16 protein-coding genes are annotated in these 15,925 nt (G+C 60.7%); 7 read left to right on the top strand and 9 right to left on the bottom strand.

What is annotated here, in order from left to right; all coding sequences use genetic code 11:
• Window positions 1-9: 9 nt before the first annotated feature.
• Complete coding sequence (rloA2, locus tag FW764_RS21500; RefSeq protein WP_446435607.1) at window positions 10-525, bottom strand: retropepsin-like aspartic peptidase RloA2; 516 nt, start codon at window positions 523-525, stop codon at window positions 10-12.
• Window positions 526-695: 170 nt separating this feature from the next.
• On the opposite strand from rloA2, the gene FW764_RS21505 reads away from it, so the two are divergent.
• Window positions 696-1,583, top strand: coding sequence for an acyltransferase (locus FW764_RS21505; RefSeq protein WP_446435608.1), 888 nt, complete (start codon window positions 696-698; stop codon window positions 1,581-1,583).
• Here FW764_RS21505 and FW764_RS21510 read toward each other — a convergent pair.
• Window positions 1,580-2,149 carry a DUF2780 domain-containing protein gene (locus FW764_RS21510; protein WP_446435609.1) on the bottom strand — a complete coding sequence of 190 codons (570 nt, stop codon included), beginning with the start codon at window positions 2,147-2,149 and terminating at the stop codon, window positions 1,580-1,582. The genes FW764_RS21505 and FW764_RS21510 overlap by 4 nt on opposite strands.
• Window positions 2,150-2,300: 151 nt before the next feature.
• On the opposite strand from FW764_RS21510, the gene FW764_RS21515 reads away from it, so the two are divergent.
• The 6 genes from FW764_RS21515 (at window position 2,301) to FW764_RS21540 (ending at window position 6,416) form a co-directional block, all read left to right on the top strand.
• Window positions 2,301-2,927: an RNA polymerase sigma factor gene (locus tag FW764_RS21515; RefSeq protein WP_446435610.1), complete on the top strand. Its 627-nt coding sequence runs from the start codon at window positions 2,301-2,303 to the stop codon at window positions 2,925-2,927.
• Window positions 2,924-3,601: an anti-sigma factor gene (locus FW764_RS21520; RefSeq protein ID WP_446435611.1), complete on the top strand. Its 678-nt coding sequence runs from the start codon at window positions 2,924-2,926 to the stop codon at window positions 3,599-3,601. Before FW764_RS21515 ends, FW764_RS21520 begins: the two co-directional genes overlap by 4 nt.
• Before the next feature lie 247 nt (window positions 3,602-3,848).
• Window positions 3,849-4,250, top strand: a complete 402-nt coding sequence (locus tag FW764_RS21525; RefSeq protein WP_446435612.1) for a hypothetical protein — start codon at window positions 3,849-3,851, stop codon at window positions 4,248-4,250.
• Window positions 4,251-4,555: 305 nt separating this feature from the next.
• Window positions 4,556-4,816 carry a hypothetical protein gene (locus FW764_RS21530; protein WP_446435613.1) on the top strand — a complete coding sequence of 87 codons (261 nt, stop codon included), beginning with the start codon at window positions 4,556-4,558 and terminating at the stop codon, window positions 4,814-4,816.
• A gap of 138 nt (window positions 4,817-4,954) precedes the next feature.
• The gene (locus FW764_RS21535) at window positions 4,955-5,308 is read left to right on the top strand and encodes a hypothetical protein (protein WP_017137996.1); all 354 of its coding nucleotides are present in this window, start codon (window positions 4,955-4,957) and stop codon (window positions 5,306-5,308) included.
• 133 nt (window positions 5,309-5,441) lie between these two features.
• Window positions 5,442-6,416 carry a hypothetical protein gene (locus FW764_RS21540; RefSeq protein ID WP_446435614.1) on the top strand — a complete coding sequence of 325 codons (975 nt, stop codon included), beginning with the start codon at window positions 5,442-5,444 and terminating at the stop codon, window positions 6,414-6,416.
• 406 nt (window positions 6,417-6,822) lie between these two features.
• Here the strand turns inward: FW764_RS21540 and fdhA are convergent, their stop codons facing one another.
• From fdhA to glyA, 7 genes are all read right to left on the bottom strand, one after another.
• On the bottom strand, window positions 6,823-8,022 hold the full coding sequence (fdhA, locus tag FW764_RS21545) for a formaldehyde dehydrogenase, glutathione-independent (RefSeq protein ID WP_017137993.1): 1,200 nt from the start codon (window positions 8,020-8,022) through the stop codon (window positions 6,823-6,825).
• A 184-nt stretch (window positions 8,023-8,206) separates the two neighbouring features.
• On the bottom strand, window positions 8,207-9,064 hold the full coding sequence (gene purU / locus FW764_RS21550; protein WP_032883972.1) for a formyltetrahydrofolate deformylase: 858 nt from the start codon (window positions 9,062-9,064) through the stop codon (window positions 8,207-8,209).
• Between the two features lie 10 nt (window positions 9,065-9,074).
• The gene (locus tag FW764_RS21555) at window positions 9,075-9,707 is read right to left on the bottom strand and encodes a sarcosine oxidase subunit gamma (protein WP_446435615.1); all 633 of its coding nucleotides are present in this window, start codon (window positions 9,705-9,707) and stop codon (window positions 9,075-9,077) included.
• Window positions 9,708-9,830: 123 nt separating this feature from the next.
• Window positions 9,831-12,848, bottom strand: coding sequence for a sarcosine oxidase subunit alpha (locus FW764_RS21560; protein WP_446435616.1), 3,018 nt, complete (start codon window positions 12,846-12,848; stop codon window positions 9,831-9,833).
• Window positions 12,845-13,147, bottom strand: a complete 303-nt coding sequence (locus tag FW764_RS21565; protein WP_010207083.1) for a sarcosine oxidase subunit delta — start codon at window positions 13,145-13,147, stop codon at window positions 12,845-12,847. The genes FW764_RS21560 and FW764_RS21565 overlap by 4 nt, the downstream gene beginning before the upstream one ends.
• 15 nt (window positions 13,148-13,162) lie before the next feature.
• Window positions 13,163-14,413 carry a sarcosine oxidase subunit beta gene (locus FW764_RS21570; RefSeq protein WP_010207084.1) on the bottom strand — a complete coding sequence of 417 codons (1,251 nt, stop codon included), beginning with the start codon at window positions 14,411-14,413 and terminating at the stop codon, window positions 13,163-13,165.
• Between the two features lie 22 nt (window positions 14,414-14,435).
• Window positions 14,436-15,689, bottom strand: a complete 1,254-nt coding sequence (gene glyA / locus FW764_RS21575) for a serine hydroxymethyltransferase (protein ID WP_446435617.1) — start codon at window positions 15,687-15,689, stop codon at window positions 14,436-14,438.
• Window positions 15,690-15,925 lie beyond the last annotated feature (236 nt).

The following is a 15,925-nucleotide window of genomic DNA, read 5'->3' on the forward strand; positions in this document are numbered from 1 at the left end:
GTGGGTCCGTCAGCAGTCCGGTTTGTCAGCAGTGTAACGACGCGCCGGGTTCACCGCTGCACCGAATTCACGCAGGGCCTTGGCGCCGATCAGCAGCGGGTAGTTGAAGCTGCTGCGGTCGGTGAGGTTGACCTCGACGGTGCGCTTGACGTTGCCCAGGCACATCTCCAGGTCGATGACCGGGCGCTTGGCCACGGTGGCTTCGTCCTTGTCCTCGTCTTCGTCGGCGCGGCTTTTGATCTTGCTGATGCGTGAAACCTTGTGCTCGTAGACTTTGTTGCTGGCGTCCTTGCCGCCGAGGCGGAAGCGCACCCAGTCGTCGCCATCACGGGTGAAGGTCTCGATGTCACGGGCCGACAGTGAAGCGGTCAGTGCGCCGGTGTCCATCTTGGCCTTGAAGGTCTCGCCGATCTCCGGCAGCTGGATGTACTCGTAGCGACCGTAGAGCGTCGGTTCGCCAGCCGTGACCGGCGAGGCAGCCATAACGGGAAGAACTAGGGCGAGCGAGGCAAGGAGCAGTTTCACGAAGTGATTTCCTCGAAAGAAGTAGGCGGATTCTAGACCGCAAAAGCCGTCGTAAGTTAGTTCTCAACCATACCGGGCACATTGTGAAACATTCGTGCGGCGATTTGCGATTTGGCCTCTAGACTCAGCTTGCTTATGATGGCCCGCCCACAGGATTCCAAGAGTTACTTATGCGCCGCCTGCTCACCGGCTGTTTCGTCACACTGCTGCTATTGCTCAACACCCTGGTGCTGTTCGGGCCGTTGATGGTGTTTGCCCTGCTCAAGCTGGTGGCTCCTGGGCGCTATCGCGACTATGCCTCCTGGGCGGTGATGTGGATCGCCGAGACCTGGGCCGAGATCGACAAGCTGATCTTCTCGCTGTGCATCCCAACCCAATGGGAGATCCGCGGCGGCGGCGACCTGCGAGGCGACACCTCTTACCTGGTCATCAGCAACCACCAATCCTGGGTCGACATTCCCGCGCTGATCCAGACGCTCAACCGGCGCACGCCGTTCTTCAAATTCTTCCTGAAAAAAGAGCTGATCTGGGTGCCCTTCCTCGGCCTGGCCTGGTGGGCACTGGATTACCCGTTCATGAAGCGCTACACCAAGGCGTTCCTGGCCAAACACCCGGAGCTGGCGGGCCAGGACCTGAAAATCACCCAACAGGCCTGCGAGCTGTTCAAGCGCCAGCCGGTGACGGTGGTCAATTACCTGGAAGGCACGCGGTTCAGCGAGGCCAAGCGCAAGCAGCAGGATTCACCGTTTGCACGGCTGCTCAAGCCCAAGGCGGGCGGCGTGGCGTTTGTATTGGCGGCGCTGGGTGAACAGCTGGACGCGGTACTCGACGTGACGGTGGTCTATCCGCAGCAAAAGATTCCGGGATTTTGGGATTTGATCAGCGGCGCGGTGCCGAAAGTGATCATCGACATTCGCACCCGCGAGCTCGACCCCGCGCTGTGGCAGGGCGATTACGAGAACGATCCGGCCTTCCGCCAGACCGTCCAGAACTGGGTAAACCAGCTCTGGATGGAGAAAGACGCGCGCATCGAACAATTGCGCGCGCAAAGTAATTAGCTGCCAGTGCCCCAGGCCGACGCCAGTTTGCCCAGCACCGATTCGTTGGCGCCCTGGCCACCCAGGTATTGCAGGATCACCGGCGCAAACTTGCCGATCATGCTGTCATCCATGCCCAGCGCACTGAACGCGGTGTTCAGGTCGCTGGTGTTCTTCACGTTACCCAGCAAGCCGTCCAGGCCGCTGGTCTTGCTGCCGCCGCTTTGGCCGAGCATCCCGCTCAAGGCGCCGAGGCTACCCAGCGAGTTGCTCCCCGACAATTGATCCAGGCCCGGCACGCTTTTGCCCAGTTGCGAATAGTCGGTGTCGCTCAGCTTGTTTTTGGCCAGGCCCAGCATGGCGCCCGTGCCGCCAACGGCTTGTTCCGGGGTGACCTTCAATTGCGAAGTCAGGGCCTGCAACAGGCCGGCGGTCTGAGAACTCGGCGCTGCGGCAGCCGCCTTATTGTTGCCCTGGACACCGGATACGGCATTGGCCACGTCACCGAGGCTGAAACCTGCGGCAAAGACCGGGCTGGCGGCCACGGTCATCAGGCAGGACAGGGCAAAACCGCGTGATATCTTCATCAAGACAACCTCTGAATGTAGGAGCTAAAAGCAGGCGTTTGACTGAACGTCCCAAAGGATTGTTCCCACCTACAGATTAGTTCAGAAAAAGCTGCATCCAAATGAGCCTGCATTGCGTATATCCACCACGCACCGCCCGGAGTGGGATGGAATGAATGCTCAAGCTGGACTACCCTCTGCCTACCGTGCGCAGTCCCGTCGCCCTCGTCCGAGAGCCTGGAGAAGCCCTATTTCCACCCACGATGCTGACCCGTTGCGACCATTGCTGGCCCAATGCGCCTTAGGCAACCGCCAGGCGTTCGAAACCCTTTACCGCAGCGTTTCGCCACGGTTGCACGGTGTTGCGTACCGATTCATGGGGCGCTCGGACCTGGCCGAAGAAGTGTTGCAGGAAGCCTTCGTGCGCATCTGGTACAACGCCTCACGCTACGAGGCGCACCTGGCGGCGCCGATGACCTGGATGGTGAATATCACGCGTAACCTGGCGATCGACCAATTGCGCAAACATCGCGAACTGCCCCTGGCTGACGGCCAACAAGAGGCCATGCTCGACAATGGCCCCAGCGCGCACGAGCAACTGGACAGCGAGCGCGAAGCCCGCGCCCTCAACCGCTGCCTCGACACCCTCGACGGCATGCAGCGCCAATCAATTAGCGTGGCTTACTTCCAAGGCCTGTCGTGCGCGGAGTTGGCCGACCACTTGGCCGCCCCCCTGGGTTCGGTCAAATCCTGGATTCGTCGCGGCATGGAGCGCCTGCGCAGGTGCCTTGAATCATGAACTACCACACCACTGCCCTGCGCCGCGCCCTGGCCGCCGACTATGCCATCGGGCTGATGCCCGCCACCGCCCGTCGGCGCTTCGACGCCTTGTTATTGGAAGACCCCGCACTGCGCGTCGAACTGGGCCATTGGCAGGCTGCACTCGCCAGCCTGACCGGCACCCTGCCCGAACGGCCGGTGCCCGACCACGTGTGGGCAGGCATCAGAGCGCGCATCGAACCGCAGGTGCTGCATATGCCAGCCAAGAAACCGTTCTGGATGAATGTCCGCGTGCTGGCAGCCGCCTGCGCGGTGGTCGTCGCGGTGTTGGTGGGCGTGCTTTATCAACGCGATATTGGCGCCGAGTACAACGCCACACTGGTCGCGGCCAACCAGCAACCGGCGCTGCAGATCCAGGCGTTTGGCGATCACCTGCAAGTGAAGCCGTTGTCGTTGCCCGCTGTAGAGCCGACGCGTGCCCTGGAGTTGTGGGTCATTGCGGCCGGTGGCAAACCGGTCTCTCTGGGCCTGGTTCCCACCTCGGGTAAAGGCCGAATTCAGCTGAGCAAGGAACAGCAGGCGCTGTTGACGGCACCCGTAACCCTCGCCGTCAGCCTTGAACCGCAAGGCGGCTCACCGACCGGGCAGCCAACCGGGCCGGTACTTTACCAAGGCGCACTGGCCTCTCGCTGACACCCTGCAGTCGCTGTGGGAGCGGGCTTGCTCGCGAAAGCGGTCTATCAGTTGATGAATGCGTTGACTGACACACCGCCTTCGCGGGCAAGCCCACTCCCACATTTGATCTTAACCGCCTGGGCGACTTTGAAATAACCAGCCTCTCAACAATAAAAAAATACGCTAAAGAACTGTCACTTATAACAGTAGCCAGTACCGTGTATGCCCCGCAGCATGACCTCCTACGCCCCACTGGAAGATCGCCATGAAGCGCGTAATGCTTGCGGGTTTGTCTGCACTGACAGGGCTGGTAGCGAATGCCATCGCGGCGACTTCAACCTGCCCGTCGATCCAGAGCATCAATCAAACCGCCCTGGCCGGTGGAGGTTTCAGCTATGAAATATCGCAGGCTGACGGGCGCACTTGGAAAGGTCAAAACCCATTGGCGCCCGCCTCCTATCTGGCTGACTCGACGTTTCACGATGCCCGATACGATGCACAGAACACAGCCGTCATCTGCACCTACAAAGGGCCAATGGGTAACGACGCAAACCTTTCGATCACGCTCAAACCCGTGCCGGGATGGAATCTCACCCCTATCGGTGACTGGAGAGGCACCTATTGCGAAGCCCTGGACACCCTCAAGTGTTCATTCACCCATCTGTGACCCACATTTGAGCTTCAGTGGCCGGGCGACTTGCTCCTGGCGATAGATGGCGCTTATAGTTCGGCGGTCGTCCATATGGCGACACGGGTTTGGCGACTCGGTGGATATGAAGTATGCAAAAGCACCTGCTCCTTTGCAGGTTCTTTTGCACGCGTAAGGCTGCTTTCATGGCGGCTGTGCGCGGGAGACCTTCGGGTCTGCCGGCTTTGCTTCATTCCCCGGTTCGCCAACCTGCGTACAGCTGCCACCCATTCGTTTGGCGACGTGTGAGTAGCAGCCTCACTCTCTGGAATGAAGGTTAAAACATGAACCGATACATGCCGCTCACCGGCCACGACGCCGCCACTCCCTCCCTGCTCATCGACACCCAAGTCCCGCTCGACGTGCTCCATGATGCCGCCGTCTACCGCATCCGCGCCGTCACCCAAGTCATGGAAAACCTGGCGTTTCGCGAAGGCCTGAACACCGACAACCTCGTCCTCCAGGACTTCGCCCTGCTCTGCGCCATTCCATTGCGCGATGGCTGTGATCTGCTGGATGTGATCAGCCGGCGCTTGCAGGCTTAAACACCCGATGCAAAGAAGGGCAGCGCCCTGTTGCCCTTTCCTACACGTGAAGCAACCTTTAACTCGGAACCCAACCATCGCTACAGCTCACCCAAGGCTACCCCTATCGGGCATCCCTACTCAGGAGCTGTAACCACCATGATCGGATTGGTCCCCATCTTCACTGTTTTCAACACGCCGCAATCACCGGCGCCGGCCGCCGACATTGGCCAGTGTCCCGCCACTGCCGATATCAACTCCACACCCTACACAGACCCCGACCTCCCTGCGCCGTATGGCGAAGGTTATCAATACACCGCGCCTGCCAACGGCAAGACATGGACCGGGCAAACCGCCGGTACCAACGATGACTATTTGGCCCCGGAGTACGAACTCAAACCGCAGGAAATCAATGAGCGCAACGGTAAAACTCACTGCGACTACGGCGGCAAGCGGGTGATAAAAAACGGCGAAGTGGCCGACCCGTACCTGCGACTTACAAAGCTCAAATGAATCAAACATGTCAGCGTCTGCCGGGACTTGCGTAGTCCCTTTCTGAAACGTCAAAAACGCCCCTGCACGCGTCTTACCTCGCCTGTAGCGCCTTCTTATAGTCGTGCGCCTCAGTCACTTGGAGGTGCACGCTATGCAGGGACCCTACGCATTTATTAATGAACGACCGCAGCCTTATCCGCTGCTTAAACTCGACCTTTCACTCAACCCTCACATTCAAACCAAGTTCGACATCCTCAACCAACACATTCGCAACGTCGTGGTATTGCCAGGGCAGTTGGTGATCATTCCCGATGCGCGTACCGCGTCTTGCACGACGGAAGAAGCCCAACTGATGCGCTCGGCGCAGAACATCAAACAGGCGTTGTTCGCACACTCCGCGACGGATCAATTCCTGATCAAAGACTACGATCAGTTACAGGCCATCATGGCCCATGCCTCCCTGGGCATTGGCAGTGCCAGTAGCGCCTGGAGCAAACATCTGGCGCAAGTCGAGGCCACCCTCAAGGAAGTCGATGAGCTGCATAGGCAGTACCTGAGGAAGGGCACCGCGAGTGCGAGGAATGACTTTCTGGTTAAACGCAGGGCTTTGTTTGCGAGGCTCGATACCCAGCTCTCGGGGATGGCGCGCTTTGGTACGGGGTTGAAGAGTGAAGGTTCAATTAAGAAAATGCTGGGAATTTCCACTAAGAGCTATTGGCATCATGGAGAGATTCGCAAGTATGAGGAGACCGTCAAGCGTGTAGCCAAGGCCTCCCAGCTATTGAAGAAAGGTACTTACATTGGCATCGCACTGGATGTTGGGGCGGCTGCGCTGGAAATAACGGAGGCATGCTCCACTGGGCGTGAACAGGAGTGCACGAAAGCGAAATATGTTGACGGCGCCAAGCTGGTGGGTGCCGTGGGTGGCTCATACTGGGGAGGGAAAGCAGGGGCCGCTATCGGGATTGGCTCCTGCATGATTGTTTTTGGTATACCGACGGCAGGCGCCGGAGCCTTGGCATGTGCCATCATCGGTGGTGCCGCAGGCGGGCTTGCCGGGGGCGCGCTGGGGGGCGGGCTAGCCGAAGACGCAGGCAACTTTATCTATAAGACTGTGAGTAATTAAATGTTCTGGGGCTACCTTGGTATGGGCTCACTCCTCTTGATGTTTCTCAGTTTTCCACTCACCTTTTGCGCCATGTACACAAGGCTCGACGCAGCAGAAAGTTACCTGCAGTACAGCAGCTTTATCGTCGGATGCAGGCACACGTTTCGGAATACTCATTTTGAAGGAAGGCCTCAACGCGTATTTTCCATGGGCCTTGTCATCCTTATCCCAAAAGTGGTTCAGTGGCGAGGGATGGTGCTTGTTGAGGACGTTGAAAAAATCCCCCTGCACCTCAAGTGCTGGATGGTCGTACCGACACTCGTTACCTACCTATCCTTTGCCGGTATGTTTATCAGCTGGTTATTTATCACAGACTGATTCGCGATAAAAAAGGGCGACCCCAGGGTCGCCCTTATCTATCGCCTTACGCCGCGCTAAACATCTTATGCGGATCAATCACAAACTTCTTCGGCACGCCCGCATCAAACTCGCCATACCCACGTGGCGCGTCATCCAGGCTGATCACCTGCACACCGACGATTTCAGCAATGTTGATGCGGTCCCACATGATCGCCTGCATCAGTGCGCGGTTGTACTTCATCACCGGGGTTTGCCCGGTGTGGAAGCTGTGGGATTTGGCCCAGCCCAACCCAAAGCGAATGCTCAGGCTGCCCATTTTCGCGGCAGCATCCACAGCGCCTGGGTCTTCGGTGACGTACAGGCCCGGGATACCGATCTTGCCCGCCACACGCACCACGCCCATCAGCGAGTTAAGCACGGTGGCCGGCGCTTCGGCCTTGGCGCCTTCATGGCCGTGGCCACGGGCTTCGAAGCCTACGGCATCAACCGCGCAGTCGACTTCCGGCTCGCCCAGCAAGGCGGCGATTTGTTCGTGCAGTGGGGTGTCTTTGGAGAGGTCAGCAATTTCAAAACCCTGCGCCTTGGCGTGGGCCAGGCGGATCGGGTTGACGTCGCCAATGATCACCACGGCGGCGCCCAGTAGACGGGCGGAGGCGGCAGCGGCCAGGCCGACAGGGCCGGCGCCGGCGATGTAGACGGTGCTGCCTGGGCCAACGCCGGCAGTGACGGCGCCGTGGTAACCGGTCGGCAGGATGTCGGAGAGGCAGGTCAGGTCGCGGATTTTCTCCATGGCCTTGTCGCGGTCCGGCAGTTTCAGCAGGTTGAAGTCGGCGTACGGCACCAGTACGTATTCGGCCTGGCCGCCGGTCCAGTCGCCCATGTCGACGTAGCCATAGGCGCCACCGGCACGTGCCGGGTTGACGGTCAGGCACACGCCGGTGTGTTGCTCTTTGCAGGAGCGGCAGCGGCCGCACGCAACGTTGAACGGCACCGACACCAGATCACCGATTTTCAGGTTCTCGACATCGCTGCCCTTCTCGATCACCTCGCCGGTGATTTCATGCCCCAGTACCAGGCCGGTCTGGGCAGTGGTGCGGCCGCGCACCATGTGTTGGTCGGAGCCGCAGATGTTGGTGGAGACCACGCGCAGGATGACGCCGTGTTCAATCTTCCTGCCGCGGGGGTCCTGCATTTTGGGATAGTCGATTTTCTGTACTTCGACCTTGCCGTTGCCGAGATACACGACACCACGATTACCAGACATGCTTTCACCTCGCTGTTGTTTTTATGGAACCGCGCTGCCCAGGCAGGCAGCGCGTAAAGTGCTCGGGTTACAGATGCTGTTTTTGCGTTGTGAGTAAGGGCCTCTTTGGGAGCAAGCCCCCTCCCACATTTTGATTTGTGAACCCGATCAAATGTGGGAGCGGGCTTGCCCGCGAAGGCGTCAGTCAAAGCACCACCGTACGATTGGCGTTCAAGAACACCCGCCGCTCTATGTGATACCCAACGGCCCGGGCCAGTGTCAGCCCTTCGATATCCCGCCCCTTGGCAATCAGATCCTCGGGATAATGGCTGTGGTCCACCACCTCCACGCCCTGGGCGATGATCGGGCCTTCATCGAGGTCGTTGTTGATGTAATGCGCCGTGGCGCCGACCAGTTTCACGCCCTTGTTGTAGGCCTGGTGATACGGCTTGGCGCCCTTGAACCCCGGCAGCAACGAGTGGTGAATGTTGATGGCCTTGCCATCCAGCTTGCGGCACAGCTCCGGCGACAGCACTTGCATGTAGCGCGCAAGGATCACCAGTTCGGCACCGGTCTCTTCAATCACCTGCCACACCTGACGCTCCTGGGACGGTTTGTCGTTAGGGTCGAGGGGGAAATGGTAGTAGGGAATCTGGTGCCAGTCGGCCAACGGCTTGAGATCGGGATGGTTGGACACCACCGCGACCACGTCCATGGACAGTTGGCCGATTCGCTGGCGGTACAGCAGGTCGTTCAGGCAGTGATCCGCCTTGGAGACCATGATCACCACTTTTGGCCGGTAGTTCGGCGCCGTCAGCTCAAAGATCATGCCGAAGGCTTCGCCGCGCGTGGCCAGACCATCGCGAAAAGCCTGCTCGTCAAAACCGTCGGGCTGGCGGAACTCCACACGAATAAAAAACCGGCCCGAGAGGCGGTCATCGAACGAGTGGTGCTCGGTGACGTAGCAGCCCTGCTCGAACAGGTAGCGAGTGACCGCGTCCACCGTGCCGAGCACGCTGGGGCAGTCGGCAGTCAAAATCCATGTATCGGGTGCGCGGCTCATGGGTCACTCCTCAGGCTTGAACGTTCAGGCCAAATTCGGCTGACGCGTCCTGCAGCCACAACCACCAGTAATCCGAGAAGCTGCGACGAATCAGCAGTTCCCAGGTGTCCTCGGCGGTGTGGCGGATCACCAGTTGCGACTTGGCGAACACCGTGCCCACCGCCTTGCCCACCGGGAAATTGTTGGGGTGCACGTCGTAGCTGGTGGATTTCATCAGCACGTCGCGCACATTCGGGCCGCTGAGTTCGAGGATCTGCTGGCCGCCGCTGACGTTGACGATCTGGATATGCAGGTCGCCCAGGGCAGCCCGCAGGTTTTGCTCGGCGGCGAATTCTTCACCGCTCGGCACCACCAGCAGCCATTCATCCGGGCCGAGCCATTGCAGGCTGGTTTCGCCGTTGACGATAACTTGCAAGGCGCCGGGCAACTCGACACCGAGGGCTTTGTGCACGCCCGCAGCAAAGGCCGCGTCATGGCCATCGCCACGAATCGTCAGGTGGCCGAGGAGTTTCTTTTCGCGCACGGTCACGCCGGCGTTCTTGCGGCCCTTGCCGACCAGGCTGGCGAGGTCGGCATGGTGCAGCGACGACTCGGCCTTGGCGCCGGTGGTGGGGCGTTGTTGGTATACGTTGGCTGCTGTCATAAAGCACCTGTCTGAATTCTGTTGTGCGGCTACTGGCCTCATCGGGGGCAAGCCCCCTCCCACAGGAGAATGCATTTCAAAATGTGGGAGCTGGCTTGCCTGCGCTGCAGGCGCCTCGGTCTATCAGATGTTCTGCCGCTCGCCTTTCGGGTCAAAGAACACCGAAGACACAATCTCCGCCTCGATCACGCTGCCATCCGCCTGGGGCGAGAACACCCGTTCGCCGATGCGCTTCAAGCCGCCCTTCACCACGCCCATGGCAAACGAATAGCCGAGGGAGTTGTGGGCATAGCTTGAGGTGACGTGGCCGACCATCTTCATCGGGATCGTCTGCTTCGGATCGAACACCAGCTGCGCGCCTTCCGGCAGCCATACCGTCGGATCAATCGGTTTGAGCCCGACAAGCTGCTTACGCTCTTCGCGCACGCAATCTTCACGGTTCATCCCGCGCCAGCCGATCCACGAGAACGGCTTGGTGCGGCCTACACACCAACCCATGTTCAGGTCGTCCGGGGTCATCGAGCCGTCGGTGTCCTGGCCGACGATGATGAAGCCCTTCTCGGCGCGCAGTACGTGCATGGTTTCGGTGCCGTACGGCGTCAGGTTGTACTTCTTGCCCGCCTCGACGATCTGTTCCAGCACGCCCATGGCGTAGTCGGCCTGCACGTTGACTTCGTACGACAGCTCACCGGTAAACGAGATACGGAACACCCGTGCCGGCACGCCGCCCACCAACCCTTCTTTCCAGGTCATGAACGGGAAGCCGTCCTTGTCCAGGTCGATGTCGGTTACTTCGCTCAGCAGCTTGCGGCTGTTGGGGCCGGACAGGGTCATGGTTGCCCAGTGGTCGGTGACCGAGGTGAAGTACACCTTGAGGTCCGGCCATTCGGTCTGTTGGTAGATTTCCAGCCACTGCAGTACGCGCGCTGCGCCGCCGGTGGTGGTGGTCATCAGGAAGTGGTTGTCGGCGAGGCAGGCGGTGACGCCGTCATCGAAGACCATGCCGTCTTCCTTGCACATCAGGCCGTAGCGCGCCTTGCCCACGTCGAGCTTGGTCCAGGCGTTGCTGTAGATGCGGTTGAGGAACTCACGGGCATCCGGGCCCTGAATGTCGATCTTGCCGAGGGTGGATGCATCCAGCAGGCCGACGCTGTCGCGCACGGCCAGGCATTCGCGTTTCACCGCAGCGTGCAGGTCTTCACCGTTGCGCGGGAAGTACCAGGGGCGCTTCCACTGGCCGACGTCTTCAAACTCGGCGCCGTTTTTCACGTGCCAGGCTTGCAGCGCGGTGTAGCGTACCGGCTCGAAGATGTGCCCACAGTGGCGGCCCGCGACTGCGCCGAAGGTCACCGGCGTGTAGTTGGGGCGGAACATGGTGGTGCCCATCTGCGGGATGGTCACGTTCAGCGAACGGGCCGCGATGGCCAGGCCGTTGACGTTACCGAGCTTGCCCTGGTCGGTGCCGAAGCCCAGCGCGGTGTAGCGTTTGACGTGTTCGACCGACTCGAAACCTTCGCGGGTCGCCAGTTCGATGGCGGCGGCGGTGACGTCGTTTTGCAGGTCGACAAATTGCTTCGGCGCCCGTGCGGTCGCTTTCTCGTGAGGCACCTGGAACAGCGCCAACGTCGGCTCTTCCAGACGGCTCAAGGCTTTGGGCAGCGTGCCTTGCACCGGCGTGAAACCGGCTTCGCTGGCCGCGCGCACGCCGCCTTCAAAACCATCCGCCAGGGAATCGCCAAGGCCGTAGACGCCGTTGATACCACCAACGCACACGCGCTTCTGCGGTGCTTCGCCCGGGACGAAACCGAGGATGTCCTCACGCCAGGTCGGCTTGCCGCCCAAGTGCGAGGCCAAGTGAACCACCGGGCTGTAACCGCCGGAGCTAGCGACCAGATCGCAGTCCAGCCACTCGCCGGGGCTGGTGACTTTATGCGCTTTGACGTCGATCGCCGCCACGCGGGCGCCGGTCACGTGCTTGCTGCCACGGGCCTCGATCACGGCGCTGCCGGTGAGGATACGAATGCCTTTGGCGCGGGCTTCTTCCACCAGCGCGCCACGTGGGTTGTGGCGCGCATCGGCCACAGCGACCACGCTGAGGCCAGCGTCGAACCAGTCCAGCGCCACGCGGTAGGCATGGTCGTTGTTGGTCGACAGCACCAGCTTTTTGCCCGGCGCCACGCCGTAGCGGCGCACGTAAGTGGAAACTGCACCGGCCAGCATGTTGCCCGGCACGTCGTTGTTGCCGTATACCAGCGGGCGCTCGCATGCACCGGTCGCCAGCACCACACGCTTGGCGCGCACACGGTGGATGCGCTGGCGCACCACGCCAATCGGCGCACGGTCACCGAGGTGATCGGTGAGGCGCTCGTGGATGGTCAGGAAGTTATGGTCGTGGTAACCGTTGACGGTGGCGCGGGGCAGCAGCAGCACGTCCGGCAGGGCTTTGAGTTCAGCGATCACACTGGCGACCCATTCGGCGGCCGGTTTCCCGTCGAGGCTTTCGCGGGAATCCAGCAAAGAGCCGCCGAATTCTTCCTGCTCGTCCGCGATGATCACCCGCGCGCCGCTACGCGCAGCGGCCAAGGCCGCCGACAGCCCGGCAGGACCTGCGCCGACGATCAGCACGTCGCAATGACGGTTCATGTTGTCGTAGGTGTCCGGGTCGTTCTCGGTCGGCGAGCGGCCAAGGCCTGCGGCCTTACGGATGTACTTCTCGTAGGTCATCCAGAACGATTGCGGGTACATGAAGGTTTTGTAGTAGAAACCCGGCGGCATCAGCTTGCCGCCGACCTTGCCGAGAATACCCATCATGTCGTTGTTCACGCTCGGCCAGCCGTTGGTGCTGGTGGCGACCAAACCTTGGTACAGCGCCTGTTGCGTGGCGCGCACGTTGGGAATCTGGGTGGCTTCGGTGGCGCCGATCTGCAGCACCGCGTTCGGCTCTTCGGCACCGGCGGCAAAGATGCCGCGTGGGCGCGAATACTTGAAGCTACGGCCGATAACATCGACGCCGTTGGCCAGCAAGGCAGCGGCAAGCGTGTCGCCCTCAAAGCCTTTATAGCTCTGGCCATTAAAGGTAAACGTCAGGGCTTTATTACGGTCGATGCGGCCACCGTTGGACAGGCGATTTATCTGGCTCATACCTTCTCTCCAGAGGCCTTGGCGGTAAATTGCGGCTTCTCGCCGATCTTGTAGGTTTCAAGAATTTCGTAGGTCAGGGTGTCGCGCGTCGCGTTGAAGTACTGACGGCAACCGGCCGCGTGAATCCACAGCTCGTGGTGCAGGCCGCGTGGGTTATCGCGAAAGAACATGTAGTCGCCCCACTCTTCATCGGTGCAGGCATTCGGGTCCAACGGGCGCGGGATGTGCGCTTGGCCGGACGCGTGGAATTCCTCTTCGGAGCGCAGTTCGCCACAGTGAGGACAGAAGATATGCAACATGAGGTATTTCTCCTGTTAGTGGGCGACGGCCGCAGCGCCGTGTTCGTCGATCAGCGCACCGTTGTGGAAACGGTCGATGGAGAAAGGTGCAGCCAACGGGTGCATTTCACCCTTGGCGAGGCTGGCGGCAAACACGTTGCCGGAGCCCGGCGTGGCCTTGAAGCCACCCGTGCCCCAGCCGCAGTTGAAGAACATGTTCGGCACGGGGGTTTTGGAGATGATCGGGCAAGCGTCCGGCGTGGTGTCGACGATGCCGCCCCACTGGCGGTTCATGCGCACGCGCGACAGCACCGGGAACATTTCGACGATGGCCTGAATGGTGTGCTCGATCACCGGGTACGAGCCGCGTTGGCCATAACCGTTATAACCGTCGATACCGGCACCGATCACCAGGTCGCCCTTGTCGGACTGGCTGATGTAGCCGTGCACGGCGTTGGACATGATCACGCTGTCGATAATCGGCTTGATCGGCTCCGACACCAACGCTTGCAGCGGGTGGGATTCGATCGGCAGGCGGAAACCGGCGAGCGAAGCCATGTGCCCGGAGTTACCGGCGGTGACCACACCGACGCGCTTGGCGCCGATAAAGCCCTTGTTGGTTTCCACGCCGATGCACACGCCGTTTTCCTTGCGAAAACCGATCACTTCGGTCTGCTGGATCAGGTCCACGCCGAGTGCGTCAGCCGCGCGGGCAAAGCCCCAGGCCACGGCATCGTGACGGGCCACGCCGCCGCGCCGTTGCACAGTGGCGCCGAGTACCGGGTAGCGGGTGTTTTTCGAGCAGTCGAGGTACGGGATCTCATCGGCCACTTGTTTGGCGTTGAGCAGTTCACCGTCCACGCCATTGAGGCGGTTGGCGCTCACGCGGCGCTCAGAATCACGGATGTCTTGCAGGGTGTGGCACAGGTTGTAAACGCCACGCTGGGAGAACATCACGTTGTAGTTCAGGTCCTGGGACAGGCCTTCCCACAGTTTCATCGCGTGTTCGTACAGGTGCGCCGACTCGTCCCACAGGTAGTTGGAGCGCACGATGGTGGTGTTGCGTGCGGTGTTACCGCCGCCCAGCCAGCCTTTCTCGACCACGGCCACGTTGGTGATGCCGTGCTCTTTGGCCAGGTAATAGGCCGTCGCCAGACCATGCCCGCCGCCGCCGACGATGACCACGTCGTAGACCTTCTTCGGGGTCGGCGTGCGCCACATCTTCTGCCAGTTTTCGTGGTGGCTGAGTGAGTGCTTGAAGAGGCCGAAGCCCGAGTAGCGTTGCATAGTCATTACTCCAAAACCGCGCTCAGCGATAAACCGGGAAATCAGCGCACAGGGCAGACACGTGCTTGGCCACGTTGGCCTCGACATCGGCATCGCCGAGGTTGTCGAGGATGTCGCAGATCCAGCCGGCCAGTTCGATGCACTGCGGCACTTTGAAACCACGTGTGGTCACCGCCGGGGTGCCGATACGCAGGCCGGAGGTCACGAACGGCGACTGTGGGTCATTCGGCACGGCGTTCTTGTTGACGGTGATGTGGGCGCGACCGAGGGCGGCGTCCGCTTCTTTGCCGGTGAGGCCTTGGCGAATCAAGCTGACCAGGAACAGGTGGTTGTCGGTGCCGCCGGACACTACGTCGTAACCGCGCTTGATAAACACGCTGGCCATGGCCTGGGCGTTGTCGATCACCTGTTGTTGATAAACCTTGAAGCCCGGCTCCGCCGCTTCCTTGAAGCACACAGCCTTGCCAGCGATCACGTGCATCAGCGGGCCGCCCTGGGCACCGGGGAACACCGCGGCGTTGAGTTTCTTTTCAATTTCTTCGTTGGCCTTGGCCAGGATCAAACCACCCCGTGGACCGCGCAGGGTCTTGTGGGTGGTGGTGGTGACCACATCAGCATAGGGCAGCGGGTTCGGGTACAGACCAGCAGCCACCAGGCCGGCGACGTGAGCCATGTCGACGAACAGCAGCGCGCCGACCTTGTCGGCAATCGCGCGAAAGCGTGGGAAATCCAGGGTTTTGGAGTAGGCGGAGAAACCGGCCACGACCATCTTTGGCTTGTGCTCGACGGCCAGGCGCTCAACTTCGTCGTAGTCGATCAGGCCGGTGTCAGTGTTGATGCCGTATTGCACCGCGTTGTACAGCTTGCCTGAAGACGACACTTTGGCGCCGTGCGTCAAGTGGCCGCCGTGGGCCAGGCTCATGCCGAGAATGGTGTCGCCAGCGTTTAACAGGGCCAGGTACACGGCGCTGTTGGCGGACGAACCTGAGTGCGGCTGCACGTTGGCGTAATCGGCGCCGAACAGTTGCTTGGCGCGCTCGATGGCCAGGGCTTCAACCTTGTCGACGTGCTCGCAGCCACCGTAGTAGCGCTTGCCCGGGTAGCCTTCGGCGTATTTGTTGGTAAGGCCACTGCCCTGGGCTTCCATCACGCGTTTGCTGGTGTAGTTCTCTGACGCGATCAGCTCGATATGATCTTCTTGACGCTGCTCCTCGGCATTCATCGCCGCCAGCAAGGCGTCGTCATATCCCTGGATCTGGTCTTTTTTGCTGAACATCGCGTCTCTCCCAGCCTTTCGTATTGTTAAGGCCCGTGCAGGGCCCTTTGATGCGATGGTAGGGCTGGCGCAGACAGGTCAAATGCCTACGGACGCCACGCAAAGGTGCGTTTACGACATGGCCTGACGCTCCGGCAAATAAAGCACTGAGATTGCTCGCGTCACACGGGCAGCGGGAAACCAAAAACGCGGCCCAGGGGCACAAAACAGCAAAAGGTAGCGACGCTTGCCCCTAT

The sequence above is a fragment of the Pseudomonas sp. 1152_12 genome, from assembly GCF_052850675.1.

Bases quoted from the DNA above. Each gene is read 5' to 3' on its own strand.
- purU (WP_032883972.1), bottom strand. From the start codon at position 9,064: ATGAGCCGCGCACCCGATACATGGATTTTGACTGCCGACTGCCCCAGC.
- FW764_RS21520 (WP_446435611.1), top strand. From the start codon at position 2,924: ATGAACTACCACACCACTGCCCTGCGCCGCGCCCTGGCCGCCGACTAT.
- FW764_RS21510 (WP_446435609.1), bottom strand. From the start codon at position 2,149: ATGAAGATATCACGCGGTTTTGCCCTGTCCTGCCTGATGACCGTGGCC.
- fdhA (WP_017137993.1), bottom strand. From the start codon at position 8,022: ATGTCTGGTAATCGTGGTGTCGTGTATCTCGGCAACGGCAAGGTCGAA.
- FW764_RS21570 (WP_010207084.1), bottom strand. From the start codon at position 14,413: ATGCAACGCTACTCGGGCTTCGGCCTCTTCAAGCACTCACTCAGCCAC.
- FW764_RS21560 (WP_446435616.1), bottom strand. From the start codon at position 12,848: ATGAGCCAGATAAATCGCCTGTCCAACGGTGGCCGCATCGACCGTAAT.
- FW764_RS21515 (WP_446435610.1), top strand. From the start codon at position 2,301: ATGAATGCTCAAGCTGGACTACCCTCTGCCTACCGTGCGCAGTCCCGT.
- FW764_RS21540 (WP_446435614.1), top strand. From the start codon at position 5,442: ATGCAGGGACCCTACGCATTTATTAATGAACGACCGCAGCCTTATCCG.
- FW764_RS21525 (WP_446435612.1), top strand. From the start codon at position 3,849: ATGAAGCGCGTAATGCTTGCGGGTTTGTCTGCACTGACAGGGCTGGTA.
- FW764_RS21530 (WP_446435613.1), top strand. From the start codon at position 4,556: ATGAACCGATACATGCCGCTCACCGGCCACGACGCCGCCACTCCCTCC.
- FW764_RS21535 (WP_017137996.1), top strand. From the start codon at position 4,955: ATGATCGGATTGGTCCCCATCTTCACTGTTTTCAACACGCCGCAATCA.
- FW764_RS21505 (WP_446435608.1), top strand. From the start codon at position 696: ATGCGCCGCCTGCTCACCGGCTGTTTCGTCACACTGCTGCTATTGCTC.
- glyA (WP_446435617.1), bottom strand. From the start codon at position 15,689: ATGTTCAGCAAAAAAGACCAGATCCAGGGATATGACGACGCCTTGCTG.
- FW764_RS21565 (WP_010207083.1), bottom strand. From the start codon at position 13,147: ATGTTGCATATCTTCTGTCCTCACTGTGGCGAACTGCGCTCCGAAGAG.
- FW764_RS21555 (WP_446435615.1), bottom strand. From the start codon at position 9,707: ATGACAGCAGCCAACGTATACCAACAACGCCCCACCACCGGCGCCAAG.